The following is a 19015-nucleotide window of genomic DNA, read 5'->3' on the forward strand; positions in this document are numbered from 1 at the left end:
GGCCCACCAACTGCGCACCACCACACCGATTTTCAGCCAGCCACCACCCGTGCCGGCGCCGGCCGGGCATCCGATCCCGCCTTCGGGTCAGGTGCGGCAGCCGCGGCGCGGTCGCAAACGCGTTGTGGTGTCGGTGCTTTCGGTGCTGGCCGCGCTCGCCGTGCTGGCGGCCGTGGGAACCTTCGCGGCGAACAAGATCATGGGCGGCGACGCGTCCAAACACGCGGCGCAGGATCGGGAGGCCGCTCGGCTGGCCGGGCAGCACTACCTGGAGGCGCTGGCCGTGGGAGACTCCCGCGCGGCGCTGGCGCTGGGCGCGCAGCAGCCGCCGACTCCGCAACTGCTCACCGACAAGGTGTTGCGGGCGCAGCTGGCCACCACGCCGATCACCGACATCGTCGTCACCAACGACGTCACCCAGGACGAGGGCACCGCGGCCGGCGGCCAGCGCCTGGTGATGTCGGCGAACTTCGGTGCCACGCCGTCGAAAGCCGTGATCTGGGCGCACAAACAGGACGGCCAGTGGAAGCTCGACGTCACCACGATCGCGGTGACGATCGACAAACCTCCCAACGCCGACGAAGCGATGAAGACCCTGGCGATCGACGGCGCCGCGACCAACGGCGCGGACCCGGTGTCGGTGTTCCCCGGCACCCCGCAGGTCTCGTCGACCAATCGCTACCTCGACATCACCGCAGCGACGAGGCCGTTGCTGCTCGAGGCCCTCACCGACACCAACAACCGGCCCAGCATCCAGCCGGCCGTCGCGCTCAATGACGCCGGGCGCCAGGCGTCGCTGGCCGCCGTCGACACCCGGATTCACTCCTGCTTCACCGGGGTGGCCCCGCCGGCCGGGTGCTGCCCGCCGGGCGGGTGCCAGTTCACCGGCGGGCACGGAATCAACTACGACACGATGAAGATCGACAACATCGAAAGCACCCAGGACATGAACTACGCCCTGGACCCCAACGCCCTGATCGTCCGCGTCACCGGAACCATCAACTACTCCGCGCAGGTGCAGGTCAATTCCCAACCGACCACGATGCGCAACACCATGCGCGTCGACAGCCTCGTCGACCTCACCAAGGACCCGCCCGTCTACGCGGGCCGGCCGCACTGACTTGCGGCGGCCGGGCCGCCGGTGCGGGTAGAAGGCCGAGATTTCAGCTACCGTTCAACTAAGTCACTCTTGACGTGACGCCGACTCACCCGCACAGGGGGTCGCATGACGAACGTAGGTGCCGCGAAGCGGCCGGCGTGCTGCGCGGTCGCTCTGGCCGTCGCGTTGCTGGGCGCGGCACCGGCGTCCGCGGACCCGACCGACGACGCATTCCTCGGCGCGCTCGCCAAGAACGGGATCACCATGTCCGACCCCGACACCGCGCTGTCGATGGCCCGCACGGTGTGCACCGGCCTGGACAACGGTCAGCCGTCGACCGCGCTGGCGATGCGGATCGTGAAGGACACCGACCTGTCGCCCAGACAGGCCGGCTACTTCGTCGGCGTTTCGGTGGCGGCCTATTGCCCGCAATACAAAGGCAATACCGACGATTCGCTGAACTGGCTGGTGCCGTTCCCCCCGATGATGTGAGCGCCCCGATGCACGCCAACAATGCCTTTCGGGCCTGGCCGGCGGTCCTCGCGGCCCTGCTGTGCGCGGCCGTGTGCGCGGCGCCGGCGGCGGCGGATGCCAGCGACGACGCGTTCGTCGCGGCCCTTGCGGGCCAGAACATCCCGGTGCCCGACCCCGTCGCCACGATCCAGCTGGGCCGCAGCATGTGCACCCAGCTCGACCAGGGCACGACGCGTCCCGTGCTGGCGATGACGCTGATGCGCGACGCGAACCTGACGGCGAAGCAGGCCGGCTTCTTCCTCGGGGCCTCGGCGTCGGCCTACTGCCCGCAGTACCGGACCGTCACCGGGCAAACGCCGTAGCGCCGCGGGTCACCGCGGCACACCGAACAGCACCCGGCGGCCGAGCGCCCGCCACGCGGCGGGGTCGTTCGGCTGCAACCGGTCGTGCAGGCGCGCCAGCGGGGCCGGCGCCCACCAGTTGGCCCGGCCCAGCAGGCGCATGACCGCCGGCACCAGCAGCATCCGCACCAGGGTGGCGTCGACCAGCACCGCCACCGTCAGGCCGAAACCGAACAGCCGCATCAACGACACCCGCGCGGCCATCAGCGCCGCGAACGAGATCCCCATGATCAGCGCCGCCGCCGTGATCACCCGCCCGGTGTGGGCCACCCCCAGCGCGATGCTCGTGTCGTTGGCGCCCCACCCGCGGTGGGATGCCAGCCAGTACTCCCGGATCCGCGCGATCAGGAATACCTCGTAGTCCATCGACAGCCCAAAAGCGATGCAGAACAACAACACTGGCAGGTCCACCCCGATGTTGCCGGTCGTCGCGGTGCCGAGCCCGCCCAGGTGCCCCTCCTGGAACACCCATACCACCGCGCCGAACGCCGCGGCCAGCGACAGGGTGTTGGTCAGCACCGCCTCGATCGGCAGCACCACGCTGCCGGTCAGCAGAAAGACCAGCACCAGGGTGATCACCGCGATGACCGCCAGCACCAGCGGCAGTCGCGAGGTGATGGCGTGCACGGTGTCGCGGTTGCCCTGCGCCGCGCCCGCCAACTGCACCGGCCTGCCTCCCGGAGCCGCGACGGCGTGCAGCCGGTCGAGCTGTGCCTCCGAGGCGGCGGAGTACAGCGGCGCGGTACTGGTCACCGTGAGGAAGGCGCTGCCGTCCCTGAGCGCGGTGGGCGCCGACGGCGGCCCGGCCGGCCGTCCGGCGACGAACGTGCCGCCCGGGGCGGACACCGACGACACGTCCGGCGCCCGCGAGATCGCGGCTGCGTAGGCGTTCAGGTCGGCCGGCCCCAGGCCGGTCGCGTCCGGCAGCACGACGGTGACGTCGGGGACGCCGCTGCCCGGGAAGCCGGTGCGCAGCTGGTCGCCGACCTGGCGCCCCGACGCGGTCATGGGCAGCACCCGGTCGTCGGCGACCCCCCACCGCACGTCGTGGAAGGGCGAGCCGAGCAGGACCAGGAGCGCGACGACGCCCAGGACGATCGGCGCCGCGTTGCGGGTGACCGCCTTCGTCCACCGGTACCAGACCCATTCCTCGACCGGCGCGGACCGCGGCTCCGGCCGCCGCAACGCCCGCCGGATCAGCCGGCGCACGTCCAGCGCATCGAGGCGGCCGCCCAGCAGCACGATCGCCGCCGGCGTCACCACGATCGCGGCGGCCACCGCGAACGCGATCACCGCCACGCCCGCATACGCGAACGATTTCAGGAAGTATTGCGGGAACAGCACCAGCGTGGCCATCGACAGCGCGACCGTCAGCGCCGAGAACAACACCGTGCGGCCCGCAGTGGTCATCGTGCGGATCAGGGCCGCCTCACGAGTCTGGCCCTCCGCCAACTCATCCCGGAATCGGCTGAGGATCAACAGCGTGTAGTCGATCGCCAGCGCCGCGCCCATCGCGACGGTCAGGTTCAGCGCGAAAATCGACACCTCGGTGCAGACGGCGACCGCGCGCAGCGACGCCATGGCACCGAGGATCGCGAATCCGCCGACGGCCACCGGCAGCGCCGCGGCCAGCAACCCGCCGAAGATCCAGACCAGCACCAGAAAGCTCAGCGGCAGCGCCAGCGCCTCCATGAGCAACAGGTCTTTTCGCGTTTGCTCGTTCACCTGCCAGTTGACCGCGGCTTCGCCGCCGACGCGCACGGTGACGCCTTGGTCGCCGCGGTGGGCGCGGCGGGCCAGTTCGTCGGACAGGCGCCCCGCGCTTTCCGGCGCACCGCGCTCGCCGCCGGAGACGGCGGCCACGATCAGCCCCGTTCTGCCGTCGGTGCTGACGAACGAGCCCGCCGCCGCCGGCGGGACGGTCCATGCCGATCGCACCTCGTGGATGTCGGGCGAATTACGCAGCCGCGCAACGATTTCGGTACCCGCCGCGCGTGCCCGCGGTCCCTGCGCTCCCCCGTCGGAGGTGACGGTGATCAACAGGCTCATGTCGCCCTGACCGAGCTTGTGGGACAACAACTCCGCCGCCCGCGACGATTCGGAGCCGGGGTCGAACCAACCGCCCGGTGACAGGGCCTTGTCCACCGGGAGACCGAAGATCGCGGTGCCGATCATGACCAGCACCGCCACGGCGATGACGCGGCGGGGCGCGGCGATGGCGAGACGAGCGATGCGGTACAGCACGTCAGCAAGTAGCCGCAGTATCGGTACTCACGTGGTTTCCTATCGCCTGCAGCGGACCGGGGCCGTCAACATAGCAAACAGCTTTCGGTTGCGGAATTCTGGCGGGACGCTCGAGTCGCGCGGAATCGGCTCTCGCCGAAACGATCTGACCCGAAGAATCAAAAAGGTTGCCGCGGACGCCCGTCGCGGCGCTAAGCTGCTGTGGTGGTTAAAGGGGTGTTAGCCATCGGCCGGAGCCGCTGGTTGGCATTGGCCGCCTCGCTGGTGGTGTCGGCCGGCCTGCTCTATGCCCAGGGCACCCGACCCCCGCACGCCCAAGGCTCAAAGGCCGCCTGCTGCACCGAAACACCGGTGGCGGCCGCGGCCTCGCCCCCGGCTCAGGCGCGGGCGCCCGCCCCGGCGGGCGCGCCGCAACCGGTCGGGCCGGGGCCGCAGATCGCCAGTCCCGCGGAGGTGGAACAGCTGGCGGCGGGCGCGCCCGCGGCGGCCCAGCAATTCCAGATTCCGTTGCCGCCCGGCGTCGCGCCGGAGCAGCGGTTGCAGGTCAAGACGATCTGGGCGGCCCGCGCGATCAGCGTGCTCTTCCCGGAGATCAAGACCATCGGGGGGTATCGCGAGGACGCGCTGCCGTGGCACCCCAACGGGCTGGCGATCGACGTGATGATCCCGAATCATGCCTCGCCCGAGGGCATCGCGCTGGGCAACGCCATCGCCGGCTACGCCCTGGCGAACGCCAGGCGCTGGGGGATCAACCACGTGATCTGGCGGCAGAAGATCTATCCCGGCGTCGGCACGCCGAGCTGGACGGCCGACTACGGCAACGAGACCCTCAACCACTACGACCACGTCCACATCGCCACCAACGGCGGCGGGTACCCCAGCGGTCACGAGACGTACTACATCGCATCCATGACCCCGGCGCAATGATCGCCTGACCCCTCGGCGACGCCTAGGCTGGTGTCCGGATGCCCGCGCTCAGGGGGAGGTAATGAGATGCCCGCACCGTCAGCCGAGGTCTTCGACCGGTTGCGTCGGCTCGCCGCGATCAAGGACGGCGCCGAACGGCCCACCCGGACCATCGACGAGGTGTTCACCGGCAGGCCGTTGACCACGATCCCGGTCGGCACGGCCGAAGACGTCGAAGCCGCGTTCACCGAAGCCCGCGCGGCGCAACGTGACTGGGCCCGGCGCCCGGTGAGCGAGCGCGTCGACGTCATCCGCCGCTACCGCGACCTGGTCGTGGCGAACCGCGAGTTCCTGATGGACCTCCTGCAGGCCGAGGCGGGCAAGGCCCGGTGGGCCGCGCAGGAGGAGATCGTCGATTTGATGGCGAACGCCAACTACTACGTGCGCGTGAGCGCGGGCCTGCTGAAGCCGCGAAGGGTGCAGGCGCTGTTGCCCGCAATCGGCAAAACCACCGTCGGCTACCAGCCCAAGGGCGTGGTCGGCGTGATCTCGCCGTGGAACTACCCCATGACGCTCACCGCGTCGGACGCGGTGCCCGCGCTGATCGCGGGCAACGCGGTGGTGCTCAAGCCGGACAGCCAGACGCCGTATTGCGCGCTCGCCTGCGCCGAGCTGTTGTACGACGCCGGCCTGCCGCGGGCGCTGTACGCCGTGGTGCCGGGCCCGGGCAACGTCGTGGGCACCGCGATCACCGACAACTGCGACTACCTGATGTTCACCGGCTCCTCGGCCACCGGCAGCCGCCTCGCCGAACATTGCGGCCGCCGGCTGATCGGGTTCTCGGCCGAGCTCGGCGGCAAGAACGCGATGATCGTCACGCGGGGCGCCAACCTCGACAAGACCGCCAAAGCCGCCACCCGCGCGTGCTTCTCGAACGCCGGCCAGCTGTGCATCTCGATCGAGCGGATCTACGTCGAAAAGGACATCGCCGACGACTTCACCCGCAAGTTCGGCGACGCCGTGCGCAACATGAAGCTCGGCACCGCATACGACTTCTCGGTCGACATGGGCAGCCTGATCTCCGCGGGTCAGCTGGACACCGTCACCGACCACGTCGAAGACGCGAAAGCCAAGGGCGCCAAGGTGATTGCAGGCGGCAAGCCGCGACCCGCGATCGGCCCCCTGTTTTACGAGCCGACCGTGCTGACCGACGTCACACCCGAGATGGAGTGTGCGGCCAACGAGACGTTCGGGCCGCTCGTCTCGATCTACCCCGTCGCCGACACGGACGAAGCCGTCGAGAAGGCCAACGACACCGAGTACGGGCTCAACGCCAGCGTCTGGGCCGGATCCACCGCGGAGGGCCAACAAATCGCGGCCCGGTTGCGGTCAGGAACGGTGAACGTCAACGAGGGCTACGCGTTCGCGTGGGGCAGCCTCAGCGCGCCGATGGGCGGGATGGGGATCTCGGGCCTCGGGCGCAGGCACGGCCCCGAGGGCCTGCTGAAGTACACCGAACCCCAGACGGTCGCGACCGCGCGCGTGTTCAATCTCGATGCGCCGTTCGGCATTCCAGCGACGCTTTGGCAAAAGTCGCTGCTGCCCATCGTGCGCACGGTGATGAAGCTGCCCGGCCGCAAGTAGATTGGGCGCTTGCGCGGCCGGGTATGGGACATGTCGGTGCATTCTCAACGACGTTTCGATGCGATAGCCCGGGAGATGGCTCGCAGCTCCTTGGGCGAGTGCTTTCTGCTGCTGGACCGGGATCTGCGGATTCGCGCGGCCAGCAGGGCCTATGAGCAGGTCACGCTGCACGAACACGGCGAGTTGCCCGGCCAGTACCTGTTCGACGCGTTCCCCGACAATCCCGACGACGCGCAGGCCAGCGGCACGTCGAATCTGGGGGCGTCGTTGGAGACCGCGATGCGCAGCGGCCGCACCCACAACATGCGGATACAGCGCTACGACATCCGCGACCCCGCCGCCCCGGAGCACTTCCTGCCGAAGGTGTGGAGCCCGGCGAATACCCCGTTGCTCGACCACGGCGAGTTGGTGGGGGTGATGCACTGCGTCGAGGAAGTCTCGGAAAGCAACCGGGCGCTCGCCGAGATGGCCCGCGCCGTCGACGAAAGCGAATCGTGGACAGTGGCCGAACTGCTGCACACCTTCGCGGGTATCAGCGCCGCGGAAAACTCCCGCCACTTCGCCCGCCAGCAGGCATTGCTCGCCGAAATCGAACAGCTGCGCTGCGCTGTCGAAAGCCGCGACACGATCGGCCAGGCCAAGGGCATGCTGATGGAGCGATTCGACATCGATGCCGAGGCCGCGTTCAAGCTGTTGGCGAAGGTCTCGCAGGACACCAACACCCGGGTCGAGCAGATCGCGCGCAAGGTTGTCGCGCTGGATCATCCGCCGGGCTCGAGCTGAGCGGCATCGCGCCGCGACTGTTGGACCCGCGAAACTGCAACTTCTCGGCCGATGCGTCGGTAACTACAGCCTCGCGGGCAGGTGGCCGGCCTAGGGACCGCCCACCCCGCCGGTCCCGCCGGTGCCGCCGGTACCGCCGGCGCCGCCGATGGACACACCGAAGATCGTCGTCGTGGGCGCGGCGCCGGGGCCGCCGTTGGTGCCGGTATCGCCGGTGCCGCCGGCCCCGCCGGTGGGGCCGGTTCCGCCGTCGCCACCGGTGCCACCCTGGCCGCCGGTGCCGCCGGAGCCGGCGGTGTCGCCGGGCGTGATGGTGGGCCCGCCGAAGCCGCCCAGGCCGCCGCTGCCGCCGGTGCCGCCGCTTCCGGCGGTTCCGCTACCGGCGATGCCGCCCGTGCCGACCGTGCCGCCGGTGCCGCCGGTGCCGCCCGTGCCACCGCCCCCGCCGCTGCCGGCGTCGTTGGTGCCGTCGTCGGCATAGCCCATGCCGCCGCCGCCGCCGGCTCCGCCGACGCCGCCGTCGCCACCGCTGCCGTTGGTTGCTCCGGCGACCGCGGAGCCGCCCTGACCGCCTTGACCGCCCATACCCCCGCCGCCGCCGGTGAAGCCCGGGCCGCCGGGCGTCCCGGTGCCGGGACCGCCGCCCAGGCCACCGGTGGCGCCGACGCCGCCCGTGCCGCCGGCGCCGCCCGCACCGGCGGTGTCACCGACGGTGGTGGTGGCGCCGCCCTGACCGCCGGCGCCGCCCGTGCCGCCGGTGCCCGCCGCGCCCGCGGCGCCGCCGATGCCGCCGTAGCCGGACACGCCGCCGACGCCGCCGGCACCACCGGTGCCGCCGGTGCCACCGGTGCCCGCGTTGTTGGTGCCGTCGTCGGCGTATCCCGTGCCACCGGCGCCACCGGTCCCGCCGTCGCCACCGGCCCCGCCATTGCCGTTGAACGCACCGGCGGAGGCCGACCCGTTGCCGCCGGCACCGCCCCAGCCGCCCTGGCCGCCGTGGCCGCCGCCGGCGCCCGTGGCCCCGGCGCCGCCGGTGCCACCATGCCCGCCCGCGCCACCCGTGCCGGCGGTGTCACCGGCCGTGGCGGACGCCCCGCCCACGCCGCCGAAGCCGCCCACACCGCCGCTGCCCGCGGCGCCGACGGTGCCGCCGGTGCCGCCGGTCCCGGGGGCGCCCCCGGAACCACCCGTGCCGCCGTTGCCGCCGCTGCCCCCGACGCCGGCGTTGTTGGTGCCGTTGTCGGCTATACCGGTGCCACCGGTGCCGCCGGCGCCGCCGAAGCCGCCGGCGCCACCGCTGCCGTTGCTTCCCACGGTGCCGTGCGGAGCCGCCCCGCCATTGCCGCCGGCCCCACCGTCGCCGCCGGTCCCGCCGTCGGCGCCGGAGCCGCTGGTCACGGCGGCCGTCCCGGCTGCGCCGTTGCCGCCGTTGCCCGCGATGCCGCCCGCGCCGCCGACGCCGCCATTGCCGCCGTTGCCGGATATCGAGCCGCCCGAACCACCGGCTCCGCCGTTGCCGCCGTTACCGCCGGCCCCGCCGTTGGTGCCGTTCGCGCCCGCGCCAAAGCCGTTGGCGCCGGTGGCGCCGTGCGCACCGTTGCCGCCCGCGCCGCCGGCCCCGCCGTTGCCGTACTCGCCGCCGTTGCCGCCGGCCCCACCGTTGCCGCCGTTGCTGCCGGCCACGGTCGCGTTGTAGCCGGTGCCGCCCTTGCCGCCGTTACCGCCGGTGACGATCGACGTGCCGTCGTGCCCGCTCGCCCCCGCGACGCCGCCTACCCCGCCGGCCGCGCCGCCGGTCCCGCCCGTGCCGGCCACGCCCGGATCGCCGCCGTCACCGCCGGCGCCGCCGTCGGGGTGGGCGGCGGTTCCGGCCGCCCCGGCCCCGCCGTTGGCGGCCGCGCCGGCGTTGCCGCCGTTAGCACCGGCGCCGCCGCTGCCGTCGGTGCCCGCGGTGCCGTGCGCGGACGACCCGCCGGCACCGCCGGCCCCGCCATTGCCGCCCGCGCCGCCGGCCCCGCCGCTGCCGCCCGTGCCGCCGGCGCCGCTGTTCACCCCGGCCACGCCGGTTGCACCAGTCGCCCCGGCCCCGCCGTTGCCGCCGACGGCGCCGGCACCGCCCTTGCCGCCGGCCCCGCCATTGCCGGCCATCGAGCCGCCCGCGCCGCCCGCCCCGCCGCTACCGCCATCCCCGCCGGCCCCGCCGTTGACGCCGTTTGCGCCCGCGCCAAAGCCATTGGTGCCGGTGGTGCCGTGCGCGCCGTAGCCGCCGTTGCCGCCATTGCCGCCGTTGCCGTAGGCGCCGCCCGCGCCGCCGGCCCCGCCGTCGCCGCCGCTGGTGCCTGCGGTGAAGGCGTTGTAGCCGGCCCCGCCATTGCCGCCGTTGCCGCCGGTGACGACGGCCGTGCCGTCATGCCCGCCCGCGCCCGCGACGCCGCCGATTCCGCCGATGCCGGCCGCGCCGCCGGTGCCGCCGGTGCCCGCGACGCCCGGGTTGCCACCGCTACCGCCGGCCCCGCCGTCCGGGTGGGCGAGGGTCCCGGCCGCACCGTTCCCGCCGTTGGCGGGCGCCCCGGCGTTGCCGCCGTTGCCGCCGGCTCCGCCGCTACCGTTTGCGCCCGCGCTGCCGTGCGTGGACGCGCCGCCGGCCCCGCCCGTTCCGCCGGCGCCACCGACCCCGCCGTCGCCGCCGCTGCCGCCGGTGCCACCGGCGCCGCTGTTCACTCCGGCCACGCCGGTCGCACCGAGCCGGCCGGCACCGCCGTTGCCCCCGGCGGCGCCCGCGCCGCCCTTGCCGCCGGCCCCGCCATTGCCGGCCATCGAGCCACCCGCGCCGCCGGCCCCACCGTCGCCGCCGGCTCCGCCGGCCCCGCCGTCCACGCCGTCAGAGCCCGCCGTGAAGGCGCTTGCGCCGGTCGTGCCGTGCGCGCCGTTGCCGCCGCTGCCACCGTTGCCGCCGTTGCCGTAGGCGCCGCCCGCGCCGCCGGCCCCGCCGTGGCCGCCGTTGGCGCCGGCCGTAAAGGAGGTGTAGCCGTTGCCGCCGTTGCCGCCGTTACCGCCGGCGACGACCGCGGTGCCGCCGTGGCCGCTCGCGCCCGCGACGCCACCGGTGCCGCCGGTGCCCGCCGCGCCGCCGGTGCCACCGGCACCCGCGACCCCGGGGTTGCCACCGGCGCCGCCGGCGCCACCGTCGGGGTTGGCGGCATTCCCGGCCGCCCCGGCCCCGCCGTTGGCGGGCGCCCCGGCGTTGCCGCCGTTACCGCCGGCGCCGCCGCTGCCGTTTACGCCCGCGGTGCCGTGCGCGGAAGCGCCACCGTTCCCGCCGGCACCGCCGGCGCCGCCGACGCCGCCGTCCCCGCCGCTGCCGCCCGTGCCGCCGGCGCCGCTGTTCACCCCGGCCACGCCGATCGCTCCGGCCCTGGCCAGGCCGCCGTTGCCGCCGACGGCGCCGGCGCCGCCCTTGCCGCCCGCCCCGCCGTTGCCGGCCATCGAGCCGCCCGCGCCGCCGTCCCCGCCGTCGCCGCCGGCCCCGCCGGCCCCGCCGTTCGCGCCGTCGCCCCCGGCGGTGGTGGCACTGGCACCAGTCGCGCCCCGCGCACCGTTGCCGCCGTTGCCGCCGGCCCCGCCATTGCCGTAGTCGCCGCCGTTGCCGCCGGCCCCGCCGGTGCCGCCCACCGCGCCGATGGCGGTGGCGTTGTAGCCGGCCCCGCCGTGGCCGCCATTGCCGCCGGTGACGACCGCGGTGCCGTCGTGGCCGTGCGCCCCCGCGACGCCGCCGATGCCGCCGGTGCCGGCCGCGCCGCCGTTGCCACCAACGCCGGCGACCCCGGGATTGCCCCCGGCGCCGCCCGCCCCGCCGTCGGGATTGGCGGCATTGCCGGCCGCGCCGAAGCCGCCGTTGCCGGGCGCACCGGCCCTGCCGCCGATTCCGCCGGCGCCGCCGTTGCCATTGGTCCCCGCGGTGCCGGCCGGCGCCGCGCCGCCGGCCCCGCCGGGCCCGCCATCGCCGCCGGTGCCACCGTCGCCGCCGTTACCGCCGGCAACACCGGCGCCGCCGTTCACACCGGCCACGCCGGCCGCGCCGGCCACGCCATTGCCGCCCGCTCCGCCGGCGCCGCCCGTCCCGCCGAGGCCGCCGGCTCCGCCGTGGCCGCTCAGCGTGCCGCCCATGCCGCCGATGCCCCCGGCGCCGCCGTTGCCGCCGTTGGTGCCGGCCGCGCCCGCCAGGCCCGCGTGGCCCGGCGCGCCGGATCCGCCGTTGCCGCCATTGCCGCCGTTGCCGTGCATGCCGGCGTTGCCGCCGTTACCGCCGGGCAGCCCGGAGCCCGCCGGCTGCGAATAGCCGTTGCCGCCGTTGCCGTACATGATCCCGCCGTCGCCGCCGTTGGGGTTGGCCGCCGTCCCGTTGGCGCCGTTGCCGATCATCGGGCGGCCCACCAGTACCTCGGTGGGCGTGTTGATCGCGTCCAGAACGGCGTTCTGCACGGTGGTCTGCATGGTCGCCAACGACGACGTGGTGGTCGCCTCGGCGCTCGCATAGGCGCCCCCCGCGCCGGTGAGCATCCGGACGAACTGGGATTGGAACGCCGCCGCCTGCGCGCTGAGCGTCTGGAACTGCTGACCCTGCCCGGAGAACAGCGCCGCGATCGCCGCCGATATCTCGTCGGCGGCGGCGGCGATTACGCCGGTGGTCGGCGCCGCCGCGACCAGCCGAGCCGCGCTCAACTGCTGGCTGATACCCGCCACATCGGCCGCGGCCGCCGTCAACATCTCCGGAACCGCTATCACATACGACATTGCGGGCCTCCCATGCGATCGTCATTGACCATCGGACACGGCCGCCCCGCCATCGACCATTGGATATATGGAGATAGCAAATATGTGGAGATTTGACGCGCATCATCAATATCACGAACCGGGTGGCATTACCAGAGTTACGCGCGTTGGCGCGCGGGGGAATTGGCGTTAGTTTAAATTCAAAGGTCCGTACCGGTTCGGGTATTGAGGTTTCCCGAACCTAAAATCGGTTAGCGGCCCGTATACGATACTTTCGGCATCACAAAAGTTGGGTGTGCAGGGCTTGCACTTGCGACTGCTGGGACGCGCCGTTCTGCGGTGAATTTGCCGTTCCGACAACGGCTCTCAAGCCGAACTGACTCGCGGGTAGTATCGCTGGATAGCGTTTCAGGTCGGTGTTGCGCGGGGTCTTTGTGCTGGGGAAATGGCGATTGTTGCTGGGCATTTAAGCGTCGCGATCTTGCGGTCGTGACGAGCTTGGCTAATCGGGGGCCGGTTAAATTCCGATTGCCGGCCCGGGCGTGGTATCCGCGATGCGCCATTAAGGCTGACAGATCCCGCGAAAGTGCAACTACCGACGCCCGCACTCGGGCGATGCGTCGGCCATTGCACTCTCGCGAGGACGCAGTGTTAGCGTCGGCGGTGTGACCCTCAACGACATCGCCCTGACCACGCTCGATGGTAAGCCGACCACGCTGGCCGAATTGTCCGGCGGCGCAACGCTCGTCGTCAATGTCGCCTCCAAGTGCGGACTGACCCCGCAATACACGGCGTTGGAGAAGCTGGCCAAGGACTATCGCGACCGCGGCCTGACCGTCGTCGGCGTCCCGTGCAACCAGTTCATGGGCCAGGAGCCGGGCAGCGCCGAGGAGATCCAGGAATTCTGCTCGACGACCTATGGGGTCACGTTCCCGCTGCTGGCGAAGACCGACGTCAACGGCGCCGACCGCCACCCGCTGTACGCCGAATTGACCAAGGCCGCCGACTCCGACGGCGCGGCGGGCGACATCCAATGGAACTTCGAGAAGTTTCTCCTCGCGCCCGGCGGTGAGGTGATCAACCGGTTCCGGCCCCGCACCGAGCCCGACGCCCCGGAGGTCGTCAGCGCCATCGAGGCCGTGCTGCCCCGATAGGAGCCGCTCGAGTTCGACCCGTCGCGCGGTCTATTGCGCCGTGTGTGCGAGGAGCTTGTCCGCGACGGCAGGGACGGCGTGAGGCGGAAGCCCATGTCCGACGCCGCCGAGTCGGACGAGACGCGCGTTCGGGATCTCGGCGGCGAGGGCATCGCCGTTGCCGATGGGGAAGAACGGGTCGTCCTCGCCGTGCAGCACCAGCGTCGGCGCGCTGATCTCGCCGAGCCGCTCGCGCCAGCGCGGCCCGTGGTCGGCGAACGCGATGTTGGTCGTCGCGCACTTGACGTCGGTGGTCCTGGCGACCTCGGCCTCGGCGTGAGCGCGAGCGGAGGTCTCGTCGAACGCGCCCGCCCCGGCGAGCGTCCTCGCCTGCAGCACTAGATGTTCGACGACGGCTCGCGAGTCCGACCAGTCCGGCTCCGGGGTTTGCATGATCACCTCCATGAGCGCCTCGTCGTGCCCGGGCAGATCCTCGTCGACCGGGCCGGGGGTGTTCGGCCGGCTGGCGATGAGCGTGAGCGTCGCGACCCGCTCGGGGTGGTCGAGGGCCAGCAGCTGTGCGATCCAGCCGCCGCTCGACAATCCGACGATGTGGGCGCGTTCGGTGGCGGTCGCGTCGAGCACGCCGACCGCGTCGCCGACGAGGTCGGCCAGCGAGTAGCCGGGCCTGCCCGGCGGATACGACGCCGAGCGGCCGGTGTCACGCGCGTCGTATCGGATCACCCTCCGCCCGCCGGCCACCAGCCGCTCGCACAGCTCGTCGGGCCAGCTCGACATCGACGACCCGACGAGCAACACGGTCGGGTCGTCGGCGCCGCCTCGCACCTCCACGCAGCTCGCCGCTCCGTTGATCGTGAACATGCGCTCACTGGGTCGCACAAGCGTCTCCTTTCCGGCGCGCCGCGCACGGACGTCCTGAAAGCTAGACCTGGCGGGCCGCCCGAACTCGTCGGCGGCCGATGAATTCGAATGCCGAATCCGCCCATGGGAATTCGGCATGGCCAAGGATGCTGGTGCTCGAGCAATTTTTGCGAATCCGGATATGAGGGATTTTGCAGGGGTTTACGCTCATCATCGACGAATCGGGCAACGTCACCAGGCACGAAGGTCACCAACAGAGAGGTTGCTGTTTGACCACCCAGTCGGGCATCGGGTGAATTTGATTGTCCGGCAATAAGTCTCGAGGTCATCTGACCAGCCAAAATTGTCTCGGACCGAGCCGGCTGGTCTGCGCAATTTGCTGGTTCGCCTGCGCGCCGTAGCCTGCTAGCCGCGCGACGATCGGTTGCGCAGTGTCAGGTAAGCGCCGCTGAGCGCCAACGTGGCGCCGGCTGCCATTGATACCCACGAGGCTGCGCCGGCGTGGCTGAACCATCCGCAGACCAGCGCCACCAGACCACACGCCAAGTAGATGTAGGGTGCTATATCTAATTGAGTGTTCCTAGGCCAGCAACATCGTCGGGGCGGGCCTGGACTTTGCGATCGTGACCGAATTTTCCGACATCGACGGGCTCAGCCTGCTGCGCCGCCTACAACGCAAAATCGGCCGCATCGCCCGCCCCGAACTCCTCTTCCCCAACGGCGGCCAAACCCACACCACCTAACAGCACCCCCGCAACGCGGTCAAACACCAACGGCGCGTTAAGAAGTCGCGCCTCCCCACGTCAGCGGTGACCACTCACCAACCGCGCCACACCCCGTCTCGCCCCGGACCGCCCCGGACCGCCCCGGACCGCCCCGATAATCGATCACATGACTTGGCACCCCTCCCCCTCGCCGACACAGGACGATTTGCGCGGTGATGCGGTGGCTGTCACGGCTCGGCTCCCCAGCGGCACGGCCTTGACAACCACCGCACCAGCCGTGAACACGATTAGGGTGTGGCGAAGGATGCTCGTCCAATGCTGGCTCGGCCCTCGCGTCTGGTGATGATCTGGAACAGCAGTTCTGCTCGTCCGCCGGCTAGCGTGGGGGCGTAGCTGTGGAGGTACTCATCGGCCAGTAGACGTGGGATCTGGTGACGGTGCTGGGGCGATGGATCGAAGAGGAGCGCCTTCGCGCCGCGTCGAGACAGGAATGTTGTAGTCGGGCTTGGACTCAACAACTGCTGGATGGTGGCCGAACATTCTTACGCAGCCTCGCGAATCTGGCTGATCTCAGGCGAACTGCACCCAGACTTTGTAGGGTCACACGACTGGATATCCACCTGAGCCGTCCGATCTGGGGTGACTATGACTGCACCGGCCAATTGGTACCCAGATCCTTGGCATCTGGCTTCGCTGCGGTGGTGGGATGGCGCTCAATGGACCGGATGGACCCACCCGCCGACAAGTCGGCCGGAACCCAAATACGACTCACAAACCCCTATCAAGGTCGCCGAAATGATAGGGCCGATCGAACGTCTCCCGGCCCGAGACGATAGGTCGCGGACTGACGGCATCTGTCGCGGCCCTCTTGAACGCGTCCTTGCCGGCGTCGATCGCGTTGCGGTGATCGATGTGGAGACAACGGGTTTGTACCGCACTGACCGCATCGTCGAGGTTGCCATTGTCACCATGGACGCCACAGGACGCGTGACTGATGAATTCGACACGTTGGTAAATCCGCACCGTGACCCGGGACCCGTGTGGATCCACGGTGTCACAGCCTCGATGCTGGTTAACGCGCCGAGTTTCGATGACATCGCCGGCCACGTCGCAGCCCGCCTCAACGGCGCCGTGGTTGTCGCCCACAATCTGGGGTTCGACACCCGGATGATCGAGCAAGAATTCGTCCGCGCCGGCATCGACGTTGACTGGGGCAACGGACTCGATACGCTGCAGGCGACCGGCTGCAAACTCGGCGTCGCATGCGCTGAATACGGCATATCTCAGCAGAGCGCCCACCGCGCGCTCTTTGACGCCAGATCCACCGGCCAACTTCTCCTTGCGGTATGCGATGCCTTCACGCGCAGCTGCCATCCGGTTACTGCGCGTCCTTTGCGCAACGACGCCCCGCGGCGCGTCGTGACCCGCGATGGGTTCGCTCAGGTGGTCGCAGAAGTGCCCTACCTTGTCGATCTCGCTCGGGGAATTTGTAGCCACTCGGATGTGGCCTCTTACGTAACTCTCCTCGACCGCGCCGTCGCCGACCTCAAGCTCACTGCTGGCGAGCGGCGGGAACTGACTGAACTCGCCGAGGAACTCGGCCTCGATGATCGGCGTCGTGAACGCGCGCACCGCGAGTTCCTCAACGGGCTCATCGATGCTGCACTGGAAGACTCGATCGTGACCGACGCCGAACTCGACCAGCTCTGCCGTTTGGCGGCTCTGCTCGACCTCGACGGCGATCTGGTCACGCGGCGCACCAATCCCTACCGCCTTACCCAAGACACGATCACGCTGCAGCCTGGCATGCACATCTGTTTCACCGGCAGTGCAATCGATCAAGCCGGCAATCCGATCGACCGCAAATCCATCCTTGAGCCCGAGGCCCGCCAATACGGCCTCATCCCTAATGACTCTGTGACCAAATCGTGCAGCTTGCTCGTCACAGCCGACGTTGCCTCCCAATCCGGCAAAATCACCACGGCCCGCTGCTACGGAACCCCAGTCGCGACGCTTGATGATTACCGCCGCGCTCTGATCACCGCCACTTCGCTGCCCGTGACCCGCTTGTCGACGAATGGCATCGGCCAGGTGTGCACGGAATGCGGAGGTTCCTGGGTCGCAGCCCGCCGCTCGACTAATCCGGTCTGCACTGCCTGCCGGGGCGCCGCACATTTCCACCCTGCGCCGGTCAAACAAACTGAGCGTCAACGCCAAGTCCGTCTGGTCGCACCAACGCCCCCAGCGATACAAACGCTCGTTTGCACAGAATGTCTGCGCACTTGGGAGCGCCCACGCGTGCGTGGGCGCCAGCCCAAGCGCTGCCCGGCCTGCGCCGCGCAGCGCTCTGAAGTCATGACTTAAGGCAGTTACGAGTTGCACGGCAACGCAAACCCTCCAACTTCGGGCTCCGGCACTGTCGATCGCCTGCCCCATGCGCGAAATGCGCTGGCACGCTGTCCCCTCGCGGACAGCCGCCGCCCCGCCGTCGGCATCATTCGGGGCTCGGCAGGGGACGGCCAGTTTGGGTGGACGAGTTGGGTGCCGGGTTTAGACGCGCATCTTCCCGGCGCTGGATGAAGGCGAGATGTTGGGCTACGGGACGGGCTGCTGGGCTGTCGTGGCGCTGGGGTGACGTGCCGGTGAACACCTAGTGCTTCATGCTCATATTTCGAGTCCATACCCTCGGTCCACACTGCGACTGCGTGCACGCTGAGTCTCTTGTGTGGTGGCGGTGAGCTGCTGGTATGTGGTTTCGCGCTTCAGGGTTCGTGCGCAGTGTTGCTGCCAGGCGTGGGCGCGCTCGGCGCGGCGTTGGTCGTTGCGGCCCAGTAGGGCCGCAACGATAGTAGGCAGCAGCTTGGGGTCGGCGCGTGCGGCGACGGTGTGCATCGTTTGGGCGCGGTTGTCGTTGGCCAGGATCGTCCGGAGGTGGTGGGCGGCCACGTATTTGGTGCCGCGGTGGAGCTTGAGTATGGCGGTGTCGGTGCCGCCGCGGTGATGGTGGTCGCCTTCGTTGGTGACGGCCGGGTAGATGGCGAGGTGGTTTTCGTCGCGGGCGCGGGTGACGCCGACGTAGGCCATGGCGCGGGTGGCGCGATCGGACACGATGGTCCAGCAGATGCCGGGCTGGGTATGGTTTCCGATGGTCATGCCCTGGGCCGCGTGCACGGTGCTGGCGTAGCCCAGGGTGGTGTGCTCACGTAAATAGTCGCCCTCGAAGATGACGCGCGCCGAATCGGTAAGCCGCTCGGCCGCGACCCGCTGGTGTTGATCATCGACGGCCAGGACGCGCCACCGGTTGCCGTTGCGGACCTGGTCGGCCTGTTCGCCGCGGGGATGCTGTCTGCCGGGTTGAACGGTCAGGGTGGCGTCGTTGCGGCGGCTCAAGATGAGATCGCCGGCCCGGACCGCTTGATCGCGCGCCACCCGCACACTCGGCGCCGCCGCGTGCGCGTAGTGGTCGTGGAGGCGCTGGTTAATGGCGTCGGCGAGTTCCCACGTGTCGCAAAGGATTGCGGCGTCGCTGCCCTGGCCGCGGGCGGTGATGTAGGCGGTAGTGGCGTCGGCGGCCATGGCGACTTGATCCCCGGTGTGCAGCCGGTCATGGGTGCGGTACCAGCCGATCGCAGTGCGCAGCCGGTTGCCGCGCCCGTTGCGCAGCGCCAGCGAGGCGTCGCGTTCGGCCGGATCGCGCAGCCGCCACACCTCGGTGAGGTGTTGAGACCAGGGCAGGTCGGCACAAAGTTGCTGGAACATACCGCCGCGGGCTTTGACCGGCCCCAACTGGTAGGCGTCGCCAACCAGAATCAGCTTGGCGCGCGCGGCGGTGCTGGCGTCAAGCAGGCGACGCAGCTCTGGGGTGCCGACCATGGAGGCTTCATCGACGACCAGCACCGTGCCGCGATGCAGGCGCAGCTGCCCGGACTCGATAAGCCGCAGCGCCCTAGC

General features: G+C 70.9%; 12 protein-coding genes and 1 pseudogene. 9 read left to right on the forward strand and 4 right to left on the reverse strand.

Annotated elements, in window-relative coordinates:
- The 3 genes from AC5Y43_RS24820 to AC5Y43_RS24830 form a co-directional block, all read left to right on the forward strand.
- On the forward strand, window positions 1–1120 hold a 1120-nt coding region (locus AC5Y43_RS24820), incomplete at its 5' end, for a hypothetical protein (protein WP_499977235.1).
- A 105-nt stretch (window positions 1121–1225) separates the two neighbouring features.
- On the forward strand, window positions 1226–1591 hold the full coding sequence (locus AC5Y43_RS24825; protein WP_499977237.1) for a DUF732 domain-containing protein: 366 nt from the start codon (window positions 1226–1228) through the stop codon (window positions 1589–1591).
- Window positions 1592–1599: 8 nt separating this feature from the next.
- Complete coding sequence (locus AC5Y43_RS24830) at window positions 1600–1935, forward strand: DUF732 domain-containing protein (RefSeq protein ID WP_499977241.1); 336 nt, start codon at window positions 1600–1602, stop codon at window positions 1933–1935.
- Between the two features lie 9 nt (window positions 1936–1944).
- Here AC5Y43_RS24830 and AC5Y43_RS24835 read toward each other — a convergent pair whose 3' ends face one another.
- Window positions 1945–4218: an MMPL family transporter gene (locus tag AC5Y43_RS24835; protein WP_499977244.1), complete on the reverse strand. Its 2274-nt coding sequence runs from the start codon at window positions 4216–4218 to the stop codon at window positions 1945–1947.
- Between the two features lie 204 nt (window positions 4219–4422).
- Between AC5Y43_RS24835 and AC5Y43_RS24840 the strand changes: the two genes are divergently transcribed.
- From AC5Y43_RS24840 to AC5Y43_RS24850, 3 genes are all read left to right on the forward strand, one after another.
- Complete coding sequence (locus tag AC5Y43_RS24840; RefSeq protein ID WP_499977247.1) at window positions 4423–5145, forward strand: VldE C-terminal domain-containing protein; 723 nt, start codon at window positions 4423–4425, stop codon at window positions 5143–5145.
- Between the two features lie 66 nt (window positions 5146–5211).
- Window positions 5212–6768 (forward strand): succinic semialdehyde dehydrogenase, encoded by a 1557-nt coding sequence (locus AC5Y43_RS24845; protein ID WP_499977249.1) that lies wholly within the window; start codon window positions 5212–5214, stop codon window positions 6766–6768.
- A gap of 75 nt (window positions 6769–6843) precedes the next feature.
- The gene (locus AC5Y43_RS24850) at window positions 6844–7551 is read left to right on the forward strand and encodes an ANTAR domain-containing response regulator (RefSeq protein ID WP_499977251.1); all 708 of its coding nucleotides are present in this window, start codon (window positions 6844–6846) and stop codon (window positions 7549–7551) included.
- Between the two features lie 90 nt (window positions 7552–7641).
- Here the strand turns inward: AC5Y43_RS24850 and AC5Y43_RS24855 are convergent, their stop codons facing one another.
- The gene (locus tag AC5Y43_RS24855) at window positions 7642–12345 is read right to left on the reverse strand and encodes a PE family protein (RefSeq protein WP_499977253.1); all 4704 of its coding nucleotides are present in this window, start codon (window positions 12343–12345) and stop codon (window positions 7642–7644) included.
- A 644-nt stretch (window positions 12346–12989) separates the two neighbouring features.
- On the opposite strand from AC5Y43_RS24855, the gene AC5Y43_RS24860 reads away from it, so the two are divergent.
- On the forward strand, window positions 12990–13478 hold the full coding sequence (locus AC5Y43_RS24860; protein WP_499977255.1) for a glutathione peroxidase: 489 nt from the start codon (window positions 12990–12992) through the stop codon (window positions 13476–13478).
- Window positions 13479–13508: 30 nt separating this feature from the next.
- On the opposite strand, the gene AC5Y43_RS24865 is transcribed toward AC5Y43_RS24860, so the two are convergent.
- Complete coding sequence (locus AC5Y43_RS24865) at window positions 13509–14357, reverse strand: alpha/beta fold hydrolase (protein WP_499977258.1); 849 nt, start codon at window positions 14355–14357, stop codon at window positions 13509–13511.
- A gap of 1352 nt (window positions 14358–15709) precedes the next feature.
- On the opposite strand from AC5Y43_RS24865, the pseudogene AC5Y43_RS24870 reads away from it, so the two are divergent.
- A pseudogene (locus AC5Y43_RS24870) lies at window positions 15710–15808 on the forward strand (DUF2510 domain-containing protein); the annotation flags it as partial.
- A gap of 159 nt (window positions 15809–15967) precedes the next feature.
- Complete coding sequence (locus AC5Y43_RS24875) at window positions 15968–17428, forward strand: exonuclease domain-containing protein (RefSeq protein ID WP_499977265.1); 1461 nt, start codon at window positions 15968–15970, stop codon at window positions 17426–17428.
- Between the two features lie 300 nt (window positions 17429–17728).
- Here the strand turns inward: AC5Y43_RS24875 and AC5Y43_RS24880 are convergent.
- On the reverse strand, window positions 17729–19015 hold a 1287-nt coding region (locus tag AC5Y43_RS24880), incomplete at its 5' end, for an ATP-dependent DNA helicase (RefSeq protein ID WP_499977262.1).

Source organism: Mycobacterium sp. NGS57 (assembly GCF_059812405.1).